General features: G+C 68.5%; 18 protein-coding genes, 1 pseudogene and 1 riboswitch. Of the genes and pseudogenes, 14 read left to right on the top strand and 5 right to left on the bottom strand.

The window, feature by feature from the left end; translation table 11 throughout:
• The first annotated feature begins 187 nt into the window (after positions 1-187).
• On the top strand, positions 188-1,366 hold the full coding sequence (gene metK / locus VFY73_RS27590) for a methionine adenosyltransferase (protein ID WP_329724788.1): 1,179 nt from the start codon (positions 188-190) through the stop codon (positions 1,364-1,366).
• Between the two features lie 58 nt (positions 1,367-1,424).
• Here metK and purT read toward each other — a convergent pair whose 3' ends face one another.
• Complete coding sequence (purT, locus tag VFY73_RS27585) at positions 1,425-2,627, bottom strand: formate-dependent phosphoribosylglycinamide formyltransferase (protein WP_329724787.1); 1,203 nt, start codon at positions 2,625-2,627, stop codon at positions 1,425-1,427.
• Between the two features lie 297 nt (positions 2,628-2,924).
• Here purT and VFY73_RS27580 point away from each other — a divergent pair, with 297 nt between their 5' ends.
• Both VFY73_RS27580 and VFY73_RS27575 read left to right on the top strand, forming a co-directional pair.
• Positions 2,925-3,323 carry a hypothetical protein gene (locus tag VFY73_RS27580; protein WP_329724786.1) on the top strand — a complete coding sequence of 133 codons (399 nt, stop codon included), beginning with the start codon at positions 2,925-2,927 and terminating at the stop codon, positions 3,321-3,323.
• 105 nt (positions 3,324-3,428) lie between these two features.
• Positions 3,429-4,529, top strand: coding sequence for a DNA glycosylase AlkZ-like family protein (locus VFY73_RS27575; protein ID WP_329724785.1), 1,101 nt, complete (start codon positions 3,429-3,431; stop codon positions 4,527-4,529).
• Here the strand turns inward: VFY73_RS27575 and VFY73_RS27570 are convergent.
• Positions 4,526-5,332 (bottom strand): HAD-IIB family hydrolase, encoded by an 807-nt coding sequence (locus VFY73_RS27570; RefSeq protein WP_329724784.1) that lies wholly within the window; start codon positions 5,330-5,332, stop codon positions 4,526-4,528. The genes VFY73_RS27575 and VFY73_RS27570 overlap by 4 nt on opposite strands.
• Before the next feature lie 37 nt (positions 5,333-5,369).
• On the opposite strand from VFY73_RS27570, the gene VFY73_RS27565 reads away from it, so the two are divergent.
• From VFY73_RS27565 to metF, 4 genes are all read left to right on the top strand, one after another.
• Positions 5,370-6,596, top strand: coding sequence for an aminotransferase class V-fold PLP-dependent enzyme (locus tag VFY73_RS27565; protein WP_329724783.1), 1,227 nt, complete (start codon positions 5,370-5,372; stop codon positions 6,594-6,596).
• A gap of 10 nt (positions 6,597-6,606) precedes the next feature.
• A riboswitch (S-adenosyl-L-homocysteine riboswitch) is annotated at positions 6,607-6,685 on the top strand.
• 105 nt (positions 6,686-6,790) lie between these two features.
• Positions 6,791-8,236: an adenosylhomocysteinase gene (ahcY, locus tag VFY73_RS27560; protein ID WP_329724782.1), complete on the top strand. Its 1,446-nt coding sequence runs from the start codon at positions 6,791-6,793 to the stop codon at positions 8,234-8,236.
• Positions 8,237-8,242: 6 nt separating this feature from the next.
• Entirely contained in the window at positions 8,243-9,016 is a 774-nt protein-coding gene (locus VFY73_RS27555; protein WP_329724781.1) for a TlyA family RNA methyltransferase, read from the top strand.
• 2 nt (positions 9,017-9,018) lie between these two features.
• Positions 9,019-9,873: a methylenetetrahydrofolate reductase [NAD(P)H] gene (gene metF / locus VFY73_RS27550; RefSeq protein WP_329724780.1), complete on the top strand. Its 855-nt coding sequence runs from the start codon at positions 9,019-9,021 to the stop codon at positions 9,871-9,873.
• A gap of 104 nt (positions 9,874-9,977) precedes the next feature.
• On the opposite strand, the gene VFY73_RS27545 is transcribed toward metF, so the two are convergent.
• Positions 9,978-10,568, bottom strand: a complete 591-nt coding sequence (locus tag VFY73_RS27545; protein ID WP_329724779.1) for a 5-formyltetrahydrofolate cyclo-ligase — start codon at positions 10,566-10,568, stop codon at positions 9,978-9,980.
• A 244-nt stretch (positions 10,569-10,812) separates the two neighbouring features.
• On the opposite strand from VFY73_RS27545, the gene VFY73_RS27540 reads away from it, so the two are divergent.
• Together VFY73_RS27540 and VFY73_RS27535 are read left to right on the top strand one after the other, a co-directional pair.
• Complete coding sequence (locus VFY73_RS27540) at positions 10,813-11,775, top strand: porin (protein WP_329724778.1); 963 nt, start codon at positions 10,813-10,815, stop codon at positions 11,773-11,775.
• A 581-nt stretch (positions 11,776-12,356) separates the two neighbouring features.
• Positions 12,357-12,779 carry a TfoX/Sxy family protein gene (locus VFY73_RS27535; RefSeq protein WP_329724777.1) on the top strand — a complete coding sequence of 141 codons (423 nt, stop codon included), beginning with the start codon at positions 12,357-12,359 and terminating at the stop codon, positions 12,777-12,779.
• A gap of 104 nt (positions 12,780-12,883) precedes the next feature.
• On the opposite strand, the pseudogene VFY73_RS30480 reads toward VFY73_RS27535, so the two are convergent.
• Positions 12,884-13,048 (bottom strand): annotated as a pseudogene (locus VFY73_RS30480) (DUF2917 domain-containing protein); the annotation flags it as partial.
• 107 nt (positions 13,049-13,155) lie between these two features.
• Here VFY73_RS30480 and VFY73_RS27530 point away from each other — a divergent pair.
• The 5 genes from VFY73_RS27530 to VFY73_RS27510 all read left to right on the top strand — a co-directional run bounded on the left by VFY73_RS27530 (position 13,156) and on the right by VFY73_RS27510 (position 19,310).
• The gene (locus VFY73_RS27530) at positions 13,156-14,163 is read left to right on the top strand and encodes a LysR family transcriptional regulator (protein WP_329724776.1); all 1,008 of its coding nucleotides are present in this window, start codon (positions 13,156-13,158) and stop codon (positions 14,161-14,163) included.
• Positions 14,164-14,240: 77 nt separating this feature from the next.
• Entirely contained in the window at positions 14,241-14,927 is a 687-nt protein-coding gene (locus VFY73_RS27525; protein ID WP_329724775.1) for a glutathione S-transferase, read from the top strand.
• A 63-nt stretch (positions 14,928-14,990) separates the two neighbouring features.
• Positions 14,991-17,039, top strand: a complete 2,049-nt coding sequence (locus tag VFY73_RS27520) for a transglycosylase SLT domain-containing protein (protein ID WP_329724774.1) — start codon at positions 14,991-14,993, stop codon at positions 17,037-17,039.
• Positions 17,040-17,061: 22 nt separating this feature from the next.
• Positions 17,062-18,078, top strand: a complete 1,017-nt coding sequence (locus VFY73_RS27515) for a complex I NDUFA9 subunit family protein (protein ID WP_329724773.1) — start codon at positions 17,062-17,064, stop codon at positions 18,076-18,078.
• Positions 18,075-19,310: a multifunctional CCA addition/repair protein gene (locus VFY73_RS27510; RefSeq protein WP_329724772.1), complete on the top strand. Its 1,236-nt coding sequence runs from the start codon at positions 18,075-18,077 to the stop codon at positions 19,308-19,310. Before VFY73_RS27515 ends, VFY73_RS27510 begins: the two co-directional genes overlap by 4 nt.
• Positions 19,311-19,317: 7 nt before the next feature.
• Here VFY73_RS27510 and VFY73_RS27505 read toward each other — a convergent pair whose 3' ends face one another.
• Positions 19,318-20,427: a class I SAM-dependent methyltransferase gene (locus tag VFY73_RS27505; protein WP_414654547.1), complete on the bottom strand. Its 1,110-nt coding sequence runs from the start codon at positions 20,425-20,427 to the stop codon at positions 19,318-19,320.
• Between the last annotated feature and the right edge of the window lie 53 nt (positions 20,428-20,480).

The raw sequence follows: 20,480 nt of genomic DNA, 5'->3' as shown, positions 1-20,480 counted from the left end.
GTGTGCATGTTTCCTATAATCGCGGGGTCGCCGAGTTACTGAACTACTTGCGGGGCGACGCAAGGGGGCTGCACTCCAGTGCCTCTTGCCGGACGACAGTCCGTCAAATTCCGCTAAAGCGTTCGCCGCTCCTCCAGAACTTTTCAGGCCGGCAACGCGAGTTGTGCAACCTGACTGGAGTTTTGACGTGTCGAACGATTTCCTGTTCACTTCCGAATCCGTTTCCGAAGGCCATCCCGACAAGGTGGCGGACCAGATCTCCGACGCGATCCTCGACGCGATCTTTGCGCAGGATCCGCGCTCGCGCGTGGCCGCCGAAACGCTGTGCAACACCGGCCTGGTGGTGCTGGCCGGCGAGATCACGACCAACGCGCATGTCGACTACATCCAGGTCGCGCGCGACACGATCAAGCGCATCGGCTACGACAACACCGAATACGGCATCGACTACAAGGGCTGCGCGGTGTTGGTGGCCTACGACAAGCAGAGCAACGACATCGCGCAGGGCGTGGACCACGCCAGCGACGACCACCTGAACACCGGCGCCGGCGACCAGGGCCTGATGTTCGGCTACGCGTGCGACGAGACGCCCGAGCTGATGCCCGCGCCGATCTACTACGCGCACAGGCTGGTCGAGCGCCAGGCGCAGCTGCGCAAGGACGGGCGCCTGCCCTTTCTGCGGCCCGACGCCAAGAGCCAGGTGACGCTGCGCTATGTCGACGGCAAGCCGCACTCGATCGACACCGTCGTGCTGTCGAGCCAGCACGCGCCCGAGATGAGCCTGGGCGACAAGATGAAGCCCGAGTTCTACGAGGCGGTGATCGAGGAGATCATCAAGCCGGTGCTGCCCAAGGAATGGCTGAAGGACACCAAGTACCTGGTCAACCCGACCGGTCGCTTCGTCATCGGCGGCCCGCAGGGCGACTGCGGCCTGACCGGCCGCAAGATCATCGTCGACACCTACGGCGGCGCCTGCCCGCACGGTGGCGGCGCGTTCTCGGGCAAGGACCCGACCAAGGTCGACCGCTCGGCCGCCTACGCCGCCCGCTACGTGGCCAAGAACATCGTCGCCGCCGGCCTGGCCAAGCAGTGCCAGATCCAGGTCGCGTACGCGATCGGCGTGGCCCGCCCGATGAACGTGACGGTCTACACCGAAGGCACCGGCGTCGTCTCCGACGAGAAGCTGGCCGAGTTGGTGCAAGAGCACTTCGACCTGCGCCCGAAGGGCATCATCCAGATGCTGGACCTGCTGCGCCCGATCTACTCGAAGACGGCAGCCTATGGCCACTTCGGCCGCGAAGAGCCGGAGTTCACGTGGGAGGCGACCAACAAGGCCGCCGAACTGCGCGCTGCCGCGGGCCGCTGATTCACACCTGCTGGAACGGCAAGGGCGCCTTCGGGTGCCCTTTTTCATGCCCGCAAGCTCAGGCGGCGCGCGGCTTGACCTTGCTCGCCGCCAGCTTCGCCTGCCGACGGGCCACGTCGACATCCTCGTCGTGCACCAACGCCACCCCCATGCGCCGCTTGACGAAGCTCTCGGGCTTGCCGAACAGGCGCAAGTCCGAGTTCGGCACCGCCAGCGCTTCGGCCACGTCGTCGAAGACCACCGCTTTCGCGTCGACACCGCCGTAAATCACGGCGCTCGCACCCGGGCTCTTCAGCCGCATGTCGACCGGCAACCCGAGGATCGCGCGGGCGTGCAACTCGAACTCGTTTTGCCACTGCGTCGCCATCGTCACCATGCCGGTGTCGTGCGGCCGCGGGCTGACCTCGCTGAACCAGACCTCGTCACCCTTGACGAACAGCTCGACGCCGAACAGCCCCTGGCCGCCCAGGTTGCCGGTCACGGCCGCAGCGATCTGCTGGGCACGCTCGAGCGCCTTCGGCGACATTGGCTGCGGCTGCCAGCTCTCGACATAGTCGCCGCTGACCTGCACGTGGCCGATCGGGGCGCAGAACTGCGTCTGCACCTGAGCGCCCTCGCCGACGGCGCGCACCGTCAGCAAGGTGATCTCGTAGTCGAAATCGATGAAGCCTTCGACGATGACGCGGCCATGGCTGACGCGGCCACCAGCCATCGCGCAGGCCCAGGCTTTGGCCACATCGGCCGGTCCGTCGAGCTTGCTCTGGCCCTTGCCCGAGCTGCTCATCACCGGCTTGACGACACAGGGATAGCCAATACCTCCGTCGATTGCAGCCTGCAGCTCGGACAGTGAGTCGCAGAAACGGTACGGGCTGGTCGGCAGGCCCAACGTTTCGGCGGCGAGGCGGCGAATGCCTTCGCGGTCCATCGTCAACCGCGCCGCGCGGGCGTTGGGGATCACGCGGACCACACCTTCGGCCTCCAGTGCTTCGAGCACCGGCGTGGCGATCGCTTCGATCTCGGGCACCACCAGATCGGGCCGCTCGGCCTCGATCAGCGCCCGCAACGCCGCCGGGTCGCTCATGGCGATCGTGCGCGAATGGTGAGCCACCTGTTGCCCGGGCGCGTTGTCGTAGCGGTCGACCGCCGTGGTGTCGACCCCCAGGCGCTGCAGGGCGATCACGACCTCTTTGCCCAACTCACCGGCGCCCAGCAGCATCACCCGCAAAGCTGCGGTCGACAAAGGTGTTCCAAAAGGTTTCATGGTGCGACAGGGTCCGGCGGCCGACAAAAGTGATCCAGCGGCGCATTGTCGCGTGGCCCGCCTGTCAATGGCGGGCGCAGACCCGCCGAACCAGAAGCGTGCTGGCAGCCCCCCAGAAGAGGGACACCGGGCCCCTCTTGCTAGGGATGTGACATCTGGAATCACATTCTTACAGTGCGCCGCATGGGACCTTCGTCGGAACCGGACCGCGGAGGCAGTTGCCGGCAGTCACTGGCGGCACGAACCCATGCTCATCAGTGACATCCGATGTTCGATCTAACAACTCAGGAGTCCAGCATGAAGTTTGTTCGCACCTGCTTTGCCGTCGCCGCTTTGGCCGCCCCGATGTTCGCGTCTGCCGCCATCGGCCCGGGCCAGTACAGCGTCGCTGGTATTCAGCAGATCTGCCTCGTCGCTGGTGGCACGTGGTACGGCACCACCTTCTCCGGCTGGGGCGGCGCTTGGCAGCAAGTGACGGTGGGCAGCAAGGTCCACACCCACATCTACGGCAACTACGCCAGCGGCGTCGGCAACGACTCGATGGCCTTCAAGGGCAAGAACGGCAGTTGGACCGAATGGCGCGACGACCTGTCGTTCCAGACCGTCATCAACCCGACCACCATCGCCTTCGTCAAGTCCACCTGCGATGCCCCGGCGCTGCGCACGGAAGGCGGCAAGGCCAACCCGCAGCAATAAGTCGACGCCGCAAGCCGCGAGGCTTGCCACACGACCCGCGAGCCCGGCCCTGGCCGGGCTCTTTGCTGGGCGTTGTGCGGCCATCACCTGCGGCATCATCACGCGATGCCCAGCTCACTGACCCTCGACGACCTGCGCCGCTACGCCGTCGCACGCAGCCTGTTCAAGCCGACCACCCTGCCCCGCGCGATCGAGCGCCTGGGCTTCGTGCAGGCCGACCCGATCCGCGCACCGGCGCGCGCGCAGGACCTGACGCTGCGCCACCGCGTGATCGGCTACACCGCCGGTGAACTCGAGCGCCGCTACCCGCGCCTGGCGATCGAAGAAGACTTCTTCGTCAACTACGGCTTCCTGCCGCGCCAGCATCTGTCGCTGATGCACCCGCGCACACCACGCCAGGCGTGGACGCCTGCGCGCTGGAAACAGGCCCACGAGGTGCTGGAATACGTGCGCGAACGCGGTGCGGTCCACCCGCGCGAGGTCGATGCGCACTTCGCGCACGGCAAGACCCGCAACTGGTTCGGTGGCTCGTCGAATGCCAGCACCCAGCTGCTCGATGGCATGCACTACCGAGGCCTGCTGCGGGTGGCCCGGCGCGACGGCGGCGTGCGCGTCTACGCGGCGCGCGACGCGCATAACGAGCCGCTGGATCGGGCCGAGGTGCACGCCCGGATGGACACGCTGCTCGACCTGGTCATCGCCAAATACGCGCCGCTGCCGGCGGCCGGCCTGGGCCAGCTTGCCAGCCTGCTCGGCGGTGGGGTGCCGCAGTGGCGCGCGGAACGCAATGCAGCGCTGGCACGCGCCAAGGCGCGATCGGCCCACGCCCGCCTCGACGGCGTCGACTGGTACTGGCCAGTTGGCGAGAACCCGGCGTCGCGCCGGCACCAGGCGCCCGAGCGCGTGCACCTGCTGGCGCCGTTCGACCCGGTGGTCTGGGACCGGCGCCGCTTCGAGCATTTCTGGGGCTGGGCCTACCGCTTCGAGGCCTACACACCGGCGCCCAAGCGCCAGCTCGGCTACTACGCGTTGCCGCTGCTGTGGCGCGACCAGGTGATCGGCTGGGCCAACGCCGGGGTCAGCGGTGGGCAGCTCACGCTGGACTGCGGCTATGTCGCCGGCCCAGCACCGCGTGACACTGACTTCCGCCGCGCGCTGGATGAAGAGCGACAGCGGCTGGCCGAGTTCCTGGGTGTTGCGGGTTAACGCACTGCCAGCAGTGCGTCGGCGACCTCTGCAAAGCCGACGCCGCGCTCGCTGGCTGTCACATAGGCCGGCTTGATGCGCAGCTCGGGCCAGAAGCGGGCGATGTTGGCCACACCGACGGACAGCGGCACGCGCTCGAACATCAGCTGGTCGTTGGTCGAGTCGCCGACATAGAGCCAGTCGTCGACCAGGAAAGCTCGGCCGATCGCCTCGCGCACCGCCCATTCGGCCGCCGTCCACTTGCTGTGCGTACCGATCCAGCCGTTGACGTGGATCGAGCTGACGGTCGCCGTCAGCCCGTGACCACGCATCACGGCCAGCACCTGGCCGATCTGCACCGGGTTCAGGCGCGCGAACTCGCTGTGGTCGATGGCGATGTCGGTCAGGCGGCCGGCGCTGTCTTGCGCCAGTGTGCTGCCGGGCACCTCGCGCAGCACCGCCGCCGCGCAGGCCTGCAGGCGCGCGAAGTTGTCGGCCCGTTCGTTGGGCGCTTGCGCGAAGTCGCGTTGCAGCGTGCCGTCGGCAGCGCGGCGCAGCATCACGCCGCCGTTTTCGGCCACGATCGCGGCAATCGGCCAGGCCAGCGCAAAGGGCTCGCTCCAACCGGCCGGGCGGCCGGTGATGGCGATCACCGGCACGCCGGCCTGCGCCAGCCGCTCCAGCGCAGCCAACGCGGCCGGCTCGATCGCGCCGTCGCGCGTCAGCGTGTCATCGATGTCGGTTAGCACGCCGCTCACGGCAGCCAGCCGCCGCGGCGGCACCGCGGGCCAGGCGGTGGTGCCCGCAAGGAGGGAATCCAACATGCGCGGCAGTGTCCCATGCGTGCTGAAATCCGGCCCCATGCCGACCCCACCGCGTTTTGGCCGGAGCCTGCTGCCGCTGTGGCCGCTGGACCCGTCGATCACCTACCTGAACCATGGCACCGTCGGCGCCACGCCGCGTGCCGTATTGGCCGCCCAGGCCGCGCTGCGCGACGAGATCGAGCGGCAGCCGGCGCGCTTCCTGCTGCGCGAGCTGACGCCGATCGGCCGCCCCGACGAGAACCCGGACCGCGCGCTGCCCGGTGGCCCGCGTCAGCGTCTGCGTGCCGCGGCTACAGCGATCGCGCCGTGGCTGGGCGTGCAAGGCGACGACCTCGTGTTCGTCGACAACGCCACCGCTGGCGCGAACGCCGTGCTCGCCTCGTTCGACCTGCAGCCCGGCGACGAGGTGCTGGTGACCAACCGGACCTACGGGGCGGTGGCGCGCGCGGCTGCGCACCATGCGGCGCGTTCCGGCGCCACCGTGGTCACCGCGAGCCTGCCCTTCCCGGTCAACAACGAAGCCGAACTGGTCGACGCACTGCGAATGGCGCTGACGCCGCGCACCAAGCTCGCGGTGCTGGACCACGTCAGCCCAGAAACCGCGCTGGTAATGCCGCTGGCCGCCATGTCCGCCGCCTGCCGGGCGCGGGGCATCGCGGTGCTGGCCGATGGCGCCCACGCGCCCGGCGCGCTGCCAGTCGACATCCCGTCGCTGGGTGTCGACTACTACACCGCGAACCTGCACAAGTGGGCTTTCTCGCCCCGCAGCGCCGGCATCTTGTGGGCAGCACCCGCGCGCCGCGCCGGGCTGCACCCGCCAGTGGTCAGCTGGGGGGCCGGCGGTGGTTGGTTGGCCGAGTTCGACTGGGTCGGCACACGCGACCCGACCCCGTTCCTGTGCGCCCCGGCCGGCTTTCGGTTCATCGACGAAGCGCTGGGCGGCCGAGACGCGCTGTGGGCCCACAACCACGCGCTGGCCTGGCGCACCGCCGAGCGCCTGACCACGCGCTGGGGCCTGCCCTTGACCACACCGCGCGCAATGGTCGCCAGCATGGTCACGCTGCCCCTCCCGCCAACGCTGGGCCGCGGCTTCGACGCTGCGATGGCGCTGAAGACCTGGTTGCTGGCCGAGGCGCAGATCGAGGCGCAGATCCTGGCGATCGACGATGGTTTGTATTGGCGCTTCTCCGCCCAGGCCTACAACGACGACGAAGACGCGGAACGCTTCACACAGGCCTTGGCCGACTTCCCCGCGGCCGGCTAGAATTCGCGTTCGTTCCGAGGAGCGTTGCAAGGCCCTGCACCCCAGGCCCCAGGCTCGGAACCCTACATTTGCAACGGCGCTCACCCGCACCATTGGTGTCGTGGGTGATGCGTGGCCCGTCCTTCCCCGGTCCGCCTTGCCCCGCCGCTTCTGCGCTGCGGGTCGCACTCATTTGCCCGACCGGAGACCCCGACATGAACGCTGCCGTTCTGAAAACCGCCCCCGACCACGCGATCGCCGACATCAAGCTGGCCGACTGGGGCCGCAAAGAGATCAAGATTGCCGAGACCGAGATGCCCGGTCTGATGGCGATCCGCGAAGAGTTCGCCGCCAGCCAGCCGCTGAAGGGCGCGCGCGTCACCGGCAGCCTGCACATGACGATCCAGACCGCCGTGCTGGTCGAGACCCTGCAGGCACTCGGCGCCGAAGTGCGCTGGGCCTCGTGCAACATCTACTCGACGCAAGACCACGCCGCCGCCGCCCTGGTGGCCACCGGCACGCCGGTCTTCGCCTACAAGGGCGAGACGCTGAAGGACTACTGGGACTACACCCACCGCATCTTCGACTTCGGCCCGGCGTTCAGCGAGAACGAAGGCCCGAACATGATCCTGGACGATGGCGGCGACGCCACGCTGCTGATGCACCTGGGCCAACGCGCCGAGAAGGACGCTTCGCTGCTGGCCAACCCGGGCAGCGAAGAAGAGCGTGAGCTGTTCGCCGCGATCAAGGCCAAGCTGGCGGTCGACAAGAACTGGTACACCCGCAAGAGCGCCCAGATCATCGGCGTGACCGAAGAGACGACCACCGGCGTACACCGCCTGAACGAGATGAGCGCGAAGGGCACGTTGCTGTTCCGCGCGATCAACGTCAACGACTCGGTCACCAAGAGCAAGTTCGACAACCTGTACGGCTGCCGTGAAAGCCTGGTCGACGGCATCAAGCGCGCGACCGACGTGATGATCGCCGGCAAGGTCGCCGTGGTCGCCGGTTATGGCGACGTGGGCAAGGGCTCGGCCCAGGCACTGCGCGCGCTGTCGGCGCAGGTGTGGGTGACCGAGATCGATCCGATCAACGCGCTGCAGGCCGCGATGGAAGGCTACCGCGTCGTCACGATGGACGATGCCTGCTCGCAGGCCGACATCTTCGTCACCGCCACCGGCAACAAGAACGTGATCACGCACGACCACATGGTCAAGATGAAGGACCAGGCGATCGTCTGCAACATCGGCCACTTCGACAACGAGATCGACATCGCGTCGCTCGAGAAGTACCAGTGGGAAGAGATCAAGCCGCAGGTCGATCACGTGATCTTCCCGGGTGTTGATGGCAAGCCGGGCAAGCGCATCATCATGCTGGCCAAGGGCCGCCTGGTGAACCTGGGCTGCGGCACCGGCCACCCGAGCTACGTGATGTCGAGCTCGTTCGCGAACCAGACGATCGCGCAGATCGAGCTGTTCACGAAGCCTGAAGCCTATGAAGTCGGCAAGGTCTACGTGCTGCCCAAGCACCTGGACGAGAAGGTCGCCCGCCTGCAGCTGAAGAAGCTGAACGCCAAGCTGACCGAGCTGAGCGAGGAGCAGGCCGCGTACATCGGCGTGAACAAGAACGGCCCGTACAAGCCGGACACTTATCGCTACTGATCGCCGATGCGTGCCGACCAGTTGCTCGTCGCCCAAGGCCTTGCGCCCAGCCGGTCGGCCGCCCAGCGGCTGATCGAGCGCGGCGCCGTGCGCTGGCTCGGCCCGAACGGCTGGAAGGTGCCGAAGAAGGCCGGCGACGAGCTGCCGGAAGGCTGCGAGATCGAGCTGACCGACGACGCCGAGCTGCGCTGGGCGTCGCGTGGCGGCTTGAAGCTCGAAGGCGTGCTGCGTGACAGCGGCTTGCAGCTGAATGGCGCCGTGGCACTCGACGTGGGTCAGAGCACCGGTGGCTTCACCGACGTGCTGCTGGCTGCCGGCGCGGCGCACGTGGTGGGCGTCGACGTCGGCCACGGCCAGCTGCACGCGCGGCTGGCGGCCGACCCGCGCGTCACGGCGCTGGAAGGCGTCAACGCGCGCTCGCTGACTCGTGAGCAGATCGGCGCTGCGATGCCGGCGGCCGGCTTCGACTTCATCACCGGCGACCTGTCGTTCATCTCGCTGACGCTGGTGCTGCCGGCGCTGACCCTGTTGCTGGCGCCGACCGGCACGCTGCTGATGCTGGTCAAGCCGCAGTTCGAGTTGCAGCCCGTGGACATCGGCAAGAAGGGTCTCGTCAAGGACGCCTCCGCCTACGGCCACGTCGAGGCCCGCCTGCGCAAGGCCTGCGGCCGCATCGGCCTGGAAGTGATTGCCTGGCGCGACAGCCCGACGACCGGCGGCGACGGCAACCGCGAATTCTTCATCGAGGCCCGGCGGGCCTCCACCCCCGAATCGACCTGACCATGACCGACACCTCCCGCCCCGTCTCGAAGCGCGTGCCGATCAGCTTCGAGTTCTTCCCTCCCAACACCCCCGTCGGCAGCGAGAAGCTGAAGACCGTGGTGCAGGACCTGGCCGTCGTCGACCCCGAGTTCTTCAGCGTCACCTACGGCGCCGGTGGCTCGACGCGCGACAAGACCTTGTCGACCGTGCGCGACATCGCCGCGCTCGGCCATGAGGCCGCTCCTCACCTGAGCTGCGTCGGCTCGACCCGCGCCAACATCGCCGAGATCCTGGCCACCTACCGCGCCCAGGGCATCCACCGCCTGGTGGCGCTGCGTGGCGACCTGCCCAGCGGCACCGCGACCGCCGGTGAGTTCCGCTACGCCAGCGAGCTGATCGCGTTCATCCGCGAGACGCAAGGGTCGGATTGGCACATCGAGGTCGCCGCCTACCCCGAATACCACCCACAGCAGCGTTATGCCAAACGCGACCTGCAGTTCTTCGCCGACAAGGTTCGAGCAGGTGCGAACTCGGCGATCACCCAATTCTTCTTCAACCCCGACGCGTACTTCCACTTCGTCGACGAAGTGCGCGCGTTGGGCATCACGGTGCCGATCGTGCCGGGCATCATGCCGATCCACAACTACGCGCGTATCGCCCAGTTCGCGGCGCGCGACGGCATCGAGATCCCGCGCTGGGCGGCGCTGAAGATGGAGGGTTTCCTCGACGACACGGCCTCGATCCGCGCGTTCGGCCTGGACATCGTGACCCGGCTGTGCGAGCGCCTGATCGCAGGCGGCGCACCGGGCATCCACTTCTACACGCTGAACCAGAGCCCGCTGACGCTCGAGATCTGCAAACGCCTGGGGTACTGACCACCCCCGAAGCGCCTTCGGCGCCTCCCGCTCAAGGGGGCGCCATCAGCGGACCGACAGAGCCGGATCCGCGATGGCTGCTTGTTCGGTCGCGGCAATGCAAACTATCGCTGCCAGGCCACGCCTTCTTCAGTCAGCAACGCGTCCAACGGCACGTCGTGCGGCTCGCCCTCGAGCCACGGCACGTAGCCGTGCGCATAGCCGAGGCCGGCGGTCGCCGGTTTGGGCGTGATCGCCGCCAGCGTGCGGTCGTAAAAGCCACCGCCGTAGCCGAGCCGCACACCATCCGGCCCGTAGCCGACGCACGGCACCAGCAGCAGTTCGGGGTGGAATTCTTCGGTGTCCTTCGGCTTCGGGATGCCGTAGGCGTCCTCCTCCATCGGGCAACCGGGGTACCAGACGTGGAAGCGCAGTTGCTTGGTTTCGCGGTCGATCACCGGCAGGCCGATGCGGCGCTCGTCGTGCCCTTCGCTCCAGCGGTAGAGCGCCGGCAGCGCGTCGAACTCGCCCTTGATGGGCCAGTAGGCGCCGATCGTTTTTTCCGGCCGGCCAATCAGCCAGACCTGCAACACCTCTTGCAGGTGGGCGGCCCGCTGGTGGCGGTCGAGCAGGGCCATGCGCTCGGCCTGCAGCTGCTTGCGGAGCAGGGCCTTGTCGCGCGAGGGCTCCAGGTTCAGCTTGAACGGCAGCGTCATGGTCCGTGGCGAAGGCGAGACAGGGATGATGATTGTGCCGGCGCCTGGCTCGCTTGGGCGGCCGGTGTGTACGGGGCAAACTCTTGATTCGGATTGAATTCGCAAGGACACGCCATCCCGGTGAATCGTTATTCCTGTTTCTGCAATGGACTGTTCACCATAAACGTCTTGGTGTCACTCCACTCGGTGCTTAGAGTCGGGTTTTCCCGGACCGCCGCGTCCCTTCTGACGACAACACCGAACCATGACCATCCGCTCCCTGGCTCCTCTTGCCCTGGCCTTGGCCGCTGCGTTCAGCGGCAGCGCCTTTGCCCAATCGTCCGTCACCGTCTATGGCCGGGTCGACCTGTCGGTCGCCCAGCAGGCCGATGCGGTGAAGAACAACGAAGTCCGCAACGGTTCGGGCAGCCGGCTGGGCTTCCGCGGCATCGAAGACCTGGGTGGCGGCCTGAAAGCCGTGTTCCAGATCGAACACCGCTTCAACGCTGACGAGGGCACGCAGTCCAAGGCCGCCTTCTGGGACGGCAAGGCGATCGTCGGCCTCGAAGGCGGCTTTGGCCGCGTGACGCTGGGCCGTGAAGACAACCCGGCCTACGCCCTGAGCCAGATCGTCGCCGACCCGTGGGGCACCGACACCGTGGCGTCCAACAGCACGATCGTCAACGGCCGCATCGGCACGAACCGCTACAGCAACGGCGTGAACTACCGCTTCAGCGCCAACGGCTTCACCGTCGGCGCCCAAGTCGCCGAGGCCGATGGCAACACCCCGGCCAGCGGTGTGGCCGAGAAGCGCCCGTACAGCCTGGGCGGCGCCTGGGCCAGCGGGCCGATCGTGCTGGGCATCGGCTACGAAAACCCGGCCGACGAAGACGACTACTGGGCCACGATCAACGGCAGCTACAACTTCGGCATCGTCAAGGTGGGCGCCTTCTTCGGCACCGGCCGCGACGGCAGTGACCAGAAGGCCCGCTCCTACCTGGTGTCGGCCACGGCGCCGATCGGCCAGGGTGAGCTGCGCGCCAGCTGGGGCGAGCTGAAGAACACGACCACGGACGTGATCCAGGATCGCCAGCTCAGCTTGGGTTATCACTACGCCTTGTCCAAGCGCACGACGATCTATGCTGACATCACGCGCGAAGGCCGTGACGACATCCCCGACAACTTCAAAACCACCGGTTACGACATCGGCATCAAGCACAACTTCTGAGCGACGATCTAACGCATCAGCGCAACAAGTTTTCAGAGGTCTCGGGCATGCTGCCGCGTGGGGACGCGGCACCAGGCGTGCTCTAGAGATGTTGGGGTCATCTTCGCGGGTGACCCCTTTTTTCATTCCGGCCTGACTTGGACTGCGGGGTAGGGCCGGACTGCGAAGGTCGGCGCGTGGGCCGGCCGCCCGGGACATCTTCTGCGGCTCGCTCGCGGGGCACGGCTTGAGGTGATCAACGGGCTACCCATCAACACCGTGGTGCCGGAGATGCGTCGGGGCGACCGCGAATGAGAGCCTTCGAAGATGCCCCGAGCACCCGGTCCTTGCAGATCGGGTGCCAGTGCTCGGCGTGCCACGCCACAGTCGGTTCCACAGGGCGATGGTGGTGTCCTCGCTCGGCGGCCTTCATTCGCGGTCGCCCCAACGGCTCTGGTGCGCCACGGTGTTGATGGGCAGCCCGCCGCTCACTGCAAACATCCGCCCGCGAGCGGGCCGCAGAGCGGGGGCACCGCCGTCGCCCTGCGCCACACCCGTGACAGAGGATCATTCATTGCGGCCCGGCCCCTAAACTCCCCACCATGCCCGTCAGCCCCCAAACCCAGGAAACCGTGCGCTGGTGCAGCGAATTGCTGGGCGCGCTGGGCCCCGTGCGCGTCAAGCGCATGTTCGGCGGCCACGGCCTCTATGTCGACGAGGTCTTCATCGCCATCATCGTCGGCGACGATCTGTTCCTGAAGACGGACGATCAGAATCGCCCGGCTTTCGAAGCTGCCGGTTGCCGGCCATTCGAGTTCCAGACGGCCGACGGCAAGAAGGTCGCAATGAGTTACTGGAGCGCACCGGCCGAGGCCATGGACTCGCCGGCGCAGATGCTGCCCTGGGCGCGGCAAGCGCTGGCTTCGGCATTGCGCGCCAGGGCCAGCAAACCACCGGCCAAACCACGTGCGCCGCGGGCCAAACCGCCGGCCGCCAAGGCCGTCAAGCCCGCCAAGAAGGCTTGACCCGGCTCAGGACGCCAGACCAGCCATGCCGGCTCGTCGGCTTGCCAGGCCTCGGCGGTCAGCACGTCACCGCGGCGCAACCACAGCCGTTCGCCGGTGGTCAGCACATGGTCGTCGAGGTCGCCATCACGCGTCAGCCAGGCCCGCCCGGCCTGCACGGTGACCCAACCCGCATCACCCGCCACCCAACGCCGCGCCTGCGGCAGCGCCAGGCTGCTGGGCTGCTCCAGCTGGGGCAGGGCCAAGGAAGCGAAGGAATGCGTGCTCATCATCAATCTCCTGTCGGCCGGGAACGTTTTCCCGATGGACTGCATCATGCGCGGGAGTCCGGGTTAGCACCAATGCTTTCGAAGGCGTCGATTGATCAGATTTCGTCATGAATAAACCGAGTGGCCGGCCGCTCTCGCTGGACTTCCTGCGCAGCTTCGAGGCCGTCGCCCGGCGCCTGAGCTTCAGCGCCGCGGCCGAAGACCTGCACCTGACGCAGCCGGCCATCAGTCGCCAGATCAAGAGCCTCGAAGAGGAGCTCGGCAGCATGCTGTTCAACCGCGGCACACGCCGGGTCGAGTTGACCCACGCCGGCCAAAGCCTGCTGCGCGCGGTCGAGCCGATGCTGGCCCGGCTCGATGGCACGGTGCGTCAGATCCGCATCGCGCAGGGCCGGGCGCAAATCAGCCTGTCGACCTTCCCGTCGTTCGCGACGCTTTGGCTGATGCCGCGCCTGACCGACTTCGAGCGCCGCCATCCGGGCATCGACATCCGGCTGTCGGCCACCGACCGCCTGGCCGACACGGACGATCCCGAGCTGGACCTGCTGCTGCGGCATTGCCGGCCCGAGCGTGCCCCGGTCGGCGCCGAGCGCATGTTCGGCGAGGTGTTGACGCCGGTTGTGGGCGCCCGCATGGCCGACGCGATCGCCCGCGGCGAGGTGCCACCGCTGGCCCAGCCAGCCGACCTGGCGCAGCACGCGCTGGTCGAGGTCGAAGACAACACGCCCAGCGCCAACGCGCTGGCTTGGCCCGCCTGGTTGGGTGCCCAGGGCCTCGGCCATCTCGCACCGCGGCGCTGGTACAGCGTCAACTTCAATCACCAGCAGATCCAGGCCGTCGTCGCCGGCCAGGGTGTCGGGCTGGCCTGGTTGCCGATGGTGCACGACGCACTGGCTCGCGGCGAACTGGTCGAGCCCTTCGGGCCGGCGCTGCGACTGCGCTCACCTTTCGCCTACTTCATGGTCGCGCTGGACCATGCCCCCTCGCATGGCACGGGCCGCCCCGCGCGGCCCGAGCTGACCGCGCTGCTGGAATTCGTGCGCCAGCATGCTGCCGACACGCGCCGTGCAATCGGCGAAGAGGCGTCGACTGATGCGCCGGAGTCATCAGCGTGATGACAACACGGCATCACGCGGGGCCGGCATAGCCTCTAGCATCGGGGGCCGCGTTTCATGCAACGGATCGAGCCCTCATGTCCCTCCAGCTCTACATCGGCAACAAGAACTACTCCTCCTGGTCCATGCGCCCGTGGGTGGCGCTGCGCCATTTCGGCATCCCGTTCGAGGAGGTCAAGCTGCGTTTCGACAGCTTCGACGCCGGCTCGCAGTTCAAGCAGGCCCTGGCCCGCGTGTCGCCCGCTGGCACGGTGCCGGTGCTGGTCGACGAAGGTTTCTCGGTCTGGGACACGCTGGCAATCGCCGAGTACCTGGCCGAGAAGTTCCCGCAGCACGCGCTGTGGCCCCGCGCGCCGCATGCCCGGGCCCGCGCGCGCAGCCTGTGCGCCGAGATGCACGCCGGCTTTCGCGCGCTGCGCGGCGCCTGCGGCATGAACATCGACGCCTCGATGCCCGAGGTCGGCCAACGCGTGCTGGCCGAGCAGCCTGCCGTACGCGCCGACCTGGAGCGCCTGGCCGCCGCCTGGCAGGACGCGCTGGACAGCTCCGGCGGCCCCTTCCTGTTCGGTGAATTCAGCCTCGCCGACGCCTTCTTCGCACCGGTGATCAGCCGCACCCGCACCTATGCGCTGCCATTGCCGGCCGCGGCCGCCGCCTGGGCCGAGCGCGTGTGGGCCACGCACAGCGTGCAAGCCTGGGTCACCGACGCACTGGCCGAAAAGGATTTCCTCGCTTTCGAGGAGCCCTACCGCCAGGCCCGCTGACCAAGCCGGTACCGCAGCGCCCTGCGCCCGTCAGTGCCAGGGGCGCTGCGGTACATTGACCGGATGCCCGTTTCTCCTCTCACGCGCGCCGCGTTGCGCCGAGCCGCCGCCATGGGGCCTGCGCTGTGCGGCCTTGCCTTGTTCGCGACGCTGCTCGCCCCCGTTGCCGCCGTCGCACAGGACCGCGACGACCCGATCCGCACCGCCCGCGACGCCTTCGCCAGGAAAGACAAAGCCAGGCTCGCCGCACTGCGTGCCCAGGTGGTGGACGCCAAGCACCCGCTGGCCCCTTGGGTCGACTACTGGGAACTGACCAACCGGTTGCCCGAAGTCCGCAGCGACGAGGTCGAGGCCTTCTACCTGCGCTGGCCCGGCAGTTATGTCGAAGACCGCCTGCGCAACGACTGGCTGCTCGAGCTGGGCCACCGGCGCGATTTCGAGCTCTTCTCGCGCGACCTGCCGCGCTTCAAGATGAACGACGACCGCGAGGTGAGCTGCTATGCGCAGCTGATCGACCATCTCGCCGGCAAGGACGTGCGCGACAGCGCCCGCCGCGCCTGGATGGTCCAGCGCGAGCCCGACGAAGGCTGCCAGCTGCTGGCGCAGACGCTCGTCGATGCCAAGCTCTTCAGCCAGGAAGACGTGCTGCGCAAGCTGCGCCACGCGACCGAGCACAACCGTGTCAAGCTGGCGCGCCAGACCGCGGCGCTGCTGGGCGAACCGACCGCGAAAGCGGTGGCCGACATCTTCGACAACCCGGCGCGCTACCTGGCCGTGAAGGCCAATGCCATTGGCCACTTGCGTACCGAGCTGGCTGCGCTGGCACTGGCCCGCGTGGCCGCCAACGACGTCGACACCGCATCCCGCCTGCTCGACGAGCGCTGGGGCGAGGTCCTCGGCGCCGAGCACGGCGCCTGGGCCCGCGCACAAGTCGCCAAGCAGGCGGCGATCGGCCTGAAGCCCGACGCGCTGGCCCACACGCGCAATGCCTGGAAGACGCTGCCGAAAAAGCTGGAGGACCAGCCCGACTGGAGCGACGAAACGCTGGGCTGGCTGGCCCGCGCCGCGCTGCGCCAGGGTGACGGCGCCGAACGCTGGCGCTGGGCCCAGCGCGCGATCGACGCGATGAGCGCCACCGAACGCAACGACCCGACCTGGCAGTACTGGCGGGCCCGCGCGCAACAAGCCCTGGCCAAATCGGGTGAAGCCGGCGATGCGGACCGAGCCGAAGCGCGGCAGACCCTGGCAACGCTGGCCAACCAGCTGCACTTCTACGGCATGCTGGCCGCCGAAGACCTGGGCACGCCGCAACCCCTGCCGTCGCGCAGCGCACCGCTCAGCGAGACCGAACGCCACGCGACCCGTGCCTTGCCTGGGCTGCAGCGCGCGCTGGCCGCGATCGGCATGGGCCTGCGCAGTGAAGGCGTGCGCGAATGGAACTTCTCGCTGATCGGCATGAGCGACCGCGAGCTGCTGGCCGCCGCGCAACTGGCCTGCGACCGCGAGATCTGGGACCGCTGCATCAATACCAGCGAACGCACCAAGGCCGAGGTCGACATCGAGCAACGCTTTCCGCAGCCAATGCGCGCCGACGTGCTGGCCAAGGCGAAGGACATCGGCCTCGACCCGGCCTATGTCTACGGCCTGATCCGGCAGGAATCACGCTTCATCATGGATGCGCGCTCGCATGTCGGCGCCTCGGGCCTGATGCAGATCATGCCGGCCACCGCGAAGTGGACCGCGAAGAAGATCGGCCTGGACTTCAAGCCCGGCATGATCACCGACCGCGACACCAACCTGCGCCTGGGCACCGCCTACCTGAAACTCGTGCTCGACGACCTGGACGGCTCGCAGCCGCTGGCCGCCGCGGCCTACAACGCCGGCCCCGGCCGGCCGCGCCGATGGCGCGAAGGCCCGGTGCTCGAGCCGGCGATCTGGGCCGAGAACATCCCGCTCAACGAGACGCGGGACTACGTCAAGAAGGTGCTGGCCAACGCCACGATCTACTCGAGCCTGATGAACGGCAAGCCGGCCTCGCTGAAGGCTCGCCTGGGTGCACCGATCGGTCCCCGAACCATCAGCGCGCCGCCGGTGGACTCGGAATTGCCGTGAGCGCGACGGAGGTGGCCCCGCCATGCACGATTTACCGAAACCGTCGTACGAAGCGACCCATGTGCCGTCGGTGATGGGGCCCGAAGCGGCCGCCTACTGGTTGATCCTGGGCGGCAGCGGGTTTGTCGGCCGAGCGCTCGCCGAAGTCCTGTGCCGCCCGATGCATGACGGCGGCCCGCGGCTGCTCGTGCCGACCCGCCAGCGCCTGCATGCGCTGCGGCTGGGCCACTTGCCCAAGGTCGACGTGGTGCAGGCCGACGTGCACGATGACGGCGACCTGGCCAAGCTGGTCGCCGGTGCCGATGCGGTGGTCAACCTGGTGGGAATCCTGCATGGTCATGAAGCGGATTTCGATCGTGTGCAGGTCGCGCTGCCGCGCCGCGTGGCGGCCGCCTGCCGCGACGCTGGCGTGCGGCGGGTGGTGCATGTCAGCGCCCTCGGGGCGTCCACCAACGCGCCGTCGCATTACCTGCGCAGCAAAGGCCGAGGCGAGGTCGCGCTGCGCAGCGCGGGGCTCGATCTCACGGTGCTGCGCCCTTCGGTCATCTTCGGTGCCGAAGACCGCCTGACCAACCTTTTCGCGCGGCTGCAGCGTTACCTGCCGGTGCTGCCGCTGGCCGCCGCGGACGCGCGCTTCCAGCCGGTCTGGGTGGGTGACGTGGCCGAGGCGCTGGCCCGCTGCCTGGCCGATCCTCAGACCATCGGCCAGACCTACGAGTGCGCCGGGCCCGAGGTGATGACGCTGGCAGAGCTGGTCAATGCATCCGGCCGTTATGCGGGCCACGCGAGCCACATCGTCGCCTTGCCGCCGGTCTTGTCGCGTTGGCAAGCGGCGCTGATGGAGGCGTGGCCGGGCGCAACACTGATGAGCCGCGACAACCTCGATTCGATGCAGGTACCAAGCGTGGCCGTGCCCGGGCGGCCCGGCCTGGCGGCGCTGGGCATTCGTGCCACGGCGCTGGACGCCGTGGCACCGGGGTACCTCGGCGGACGCTCCGGCTGCTCGCGGCTGGACCCGTTGCGCGCCGAGCACACGTGAAGCGCTACATCGTCGGCGGCGCGGTGCGCGACGCGATGCTGGGCCGTGTGGTCAACGACCACGACTGGGTCGTCGTCGGCAGCACGCCCGAAGAGATGCTGGCCGCCGGCTACCAGGCAGTCGGCAAGGACTTCCCGGTCTTCCTGCACCCTGAGACCCACGAAGAACATGCGCTGGCCCGCACCGAGCGCAAGACCGCGCCGGGCTACCGCGGCTTCGTCGTGCACGCCGAGCCCAGCGTCACGCTCGAAGAGGATCTGCAGCGCCGAGACCTGACGATCAACGCGATGGCGCGCGACGAGGACGGCCGGCTGGTCGACCCGCACGGCGGCGCGCGTGACCTCGAGGCCAAGGTCTTGCGCCATGTCAGCGACGCGTTCGCGGAGGACCCTGTGCGCATCCTGCGGCTGGCCCGGTTTGCCGCACGCTTCGAGGGCTTCACCGTGGCGCCCGAGACGATGGCGCTGGTGCGCCGCATGGTCGATGCGGGCGAGGTCGACGCACTGGTGGCCGAACGGGTCTGGCAGGAAGTGGCGACCGGGTTGATGGAGGCCCGGCCCAGCCGGATGCTGCAGGTGCTGCGCGAAGAAGGTGCACTGGCGCGCTTGATGCCCGAGGTCGACCGGCTGTACGGCGTGCCGCAGCCCGAGGCGCATCACCCGGAGATCGACACCGGCGTGCACCTCGAGATGGTGCTGGACCAGGCCGCGGCGGCGAACGCACCGCTGACGGTGCGATTCGCGTGCCTCTGCCACGACCTCGGCAAGGGCACGACGCCGCCGGACGAGTGGCCGCGCCACATCGGCCACGAAGGCCGCAGCGAAGAGCTGGCGCGCGCGTTGGCGACCCGGCTGAAGGCGCCCACTGAAGCGACCGAGCTGGCGGCGTTGGTCGCCCGCGAGCACACCAATATCCACCGCGCGACCGAACTGCGCCCTGCCGCACTGACCCGGCTGCTCGAACGCTGCGACGCCTTCCGGCGCCCGCAGCGCTTTGCCGAGGCCCTGTTCGCCTGTGAACTCGATGCGCGTGGCCGGCTCGGATTGGAGCGGCGCGACTACCCCAGCCGCCCGCTGCTGACGAAGGTGTTTGCTGCCGCGGCCGCCATGCCGACCGCCGAAGTCGCCGCGACCGCGATTGCCCGCGGCGCCCAGGGCGACGAAATCGCCCAGGCCATCCACCAGGCCCGGGTGCGGGCCGTGGCGGCGGCGTTGGACACCGACGCCGACTGATGCAGCTTCAGAGCCGGTGCAGCCGGTCGCCTTCAGAAAAGCCGATCGGCTCGAAGACCAAGCCCGTCGTCGCAAAGCCGATGACCTTGAACAGCTCTCCCATCTCGTGCTCGGTGATCAGCTTCTGCGCCATCGCGCGTCCGCGCAGGTCGGCCGCCTCGAGCAACGGTGCAATGCCGCAGTTGATCAGGAAACGCGCTTGGCTGGTGTAGCCGATCACGTCGAGCCCAGCGTCCTGGCCGGCCAGCGCGATGCCGGTGAAGTTGACGTGGGCGGTGATGTCCTTCTCGCCGGGGTCGGCCAGCGGGTCGGTGTCGGCCTGGTGCGCGCGGTGGCACATCACCGTGCCACCGTGGCGCTGCACGTGGTAGTACTCGGCCTCGGGGAAGCCGTAGTCGATGAAGAAGGCGGCGCCGCGTTCGAGCTGGCCAGCCAGGCTGGTGACGAAGGCTTCGGCCTGCGGGTGGATCTCGGTCACCGTGCCGGGCAGGAAGGGGCCTTCGTGCGGAGGGCGCAACGCGGTATCGCGGTCGTCGAAGACCAGCTGGCCGTCTCGCACCGCGACGCCACGTTCCTGCCACCGCTGGCCGTCGAAACGCAGCAGTTGCACCGGCATCGCATCGAGCACTTCATTGCCGAGCACGACGCCGTGCATCGCCGATGGCCACTGGTCGGCCCAGCGGACACGATCACCAAAGCGGGCCAGCCGCGCCTGCTGCCGCGCCCGCAACTCGGCCGACAGCTCGACGATCGTGTAGCGGACCAGCGCATGCCCCATCGCGGCCAGGCCATCGAGCACGCTCTCGGCGAGCGTGCCGCTGCCAGCACCGAACTCGAACACCTCGTCGGCCTCGGCAATCTCCAGCACCTGCGCCACCTGGGCGGCGAGCGCGCGGCCGAACAGCGGCGACAACTCCGGCGCGGTGACGAAGTCACTGCCGTCGGCGGGCATGCGGCCGAGCTTGGGACGCGTGTTCGCGTAGTAGCCCAGGCCTGGCGTGTACAGCGCCAGTGCCATGTAGCGGTCGAACGGCAACCAGCCGCCGGCCACGGCGATCTCCGTGCGGATGTGTTCGCCCAGGGCCATCGATACACTGCCCGCTTCGCTTCCTTGCATCGTGCGATTGTAGGAAGCGCCGTCTTTCTGCCCAGCCATTCCGGCCCGCCTCC

It is taken from the genome of Ideonella sp., assembly GCF_036277275.1.
Taxonomy (GTDB): domain Bacteria; phylum Pseudomonadota; class Gammaproteobacteria; order Burkholderiales; family Burkholderiaceae_C; genus Ideonella.
Note: the sequence above shows the minus strand (reverse complement) of the source record. Positions and strands in the feature narration are given on the sequence as shown.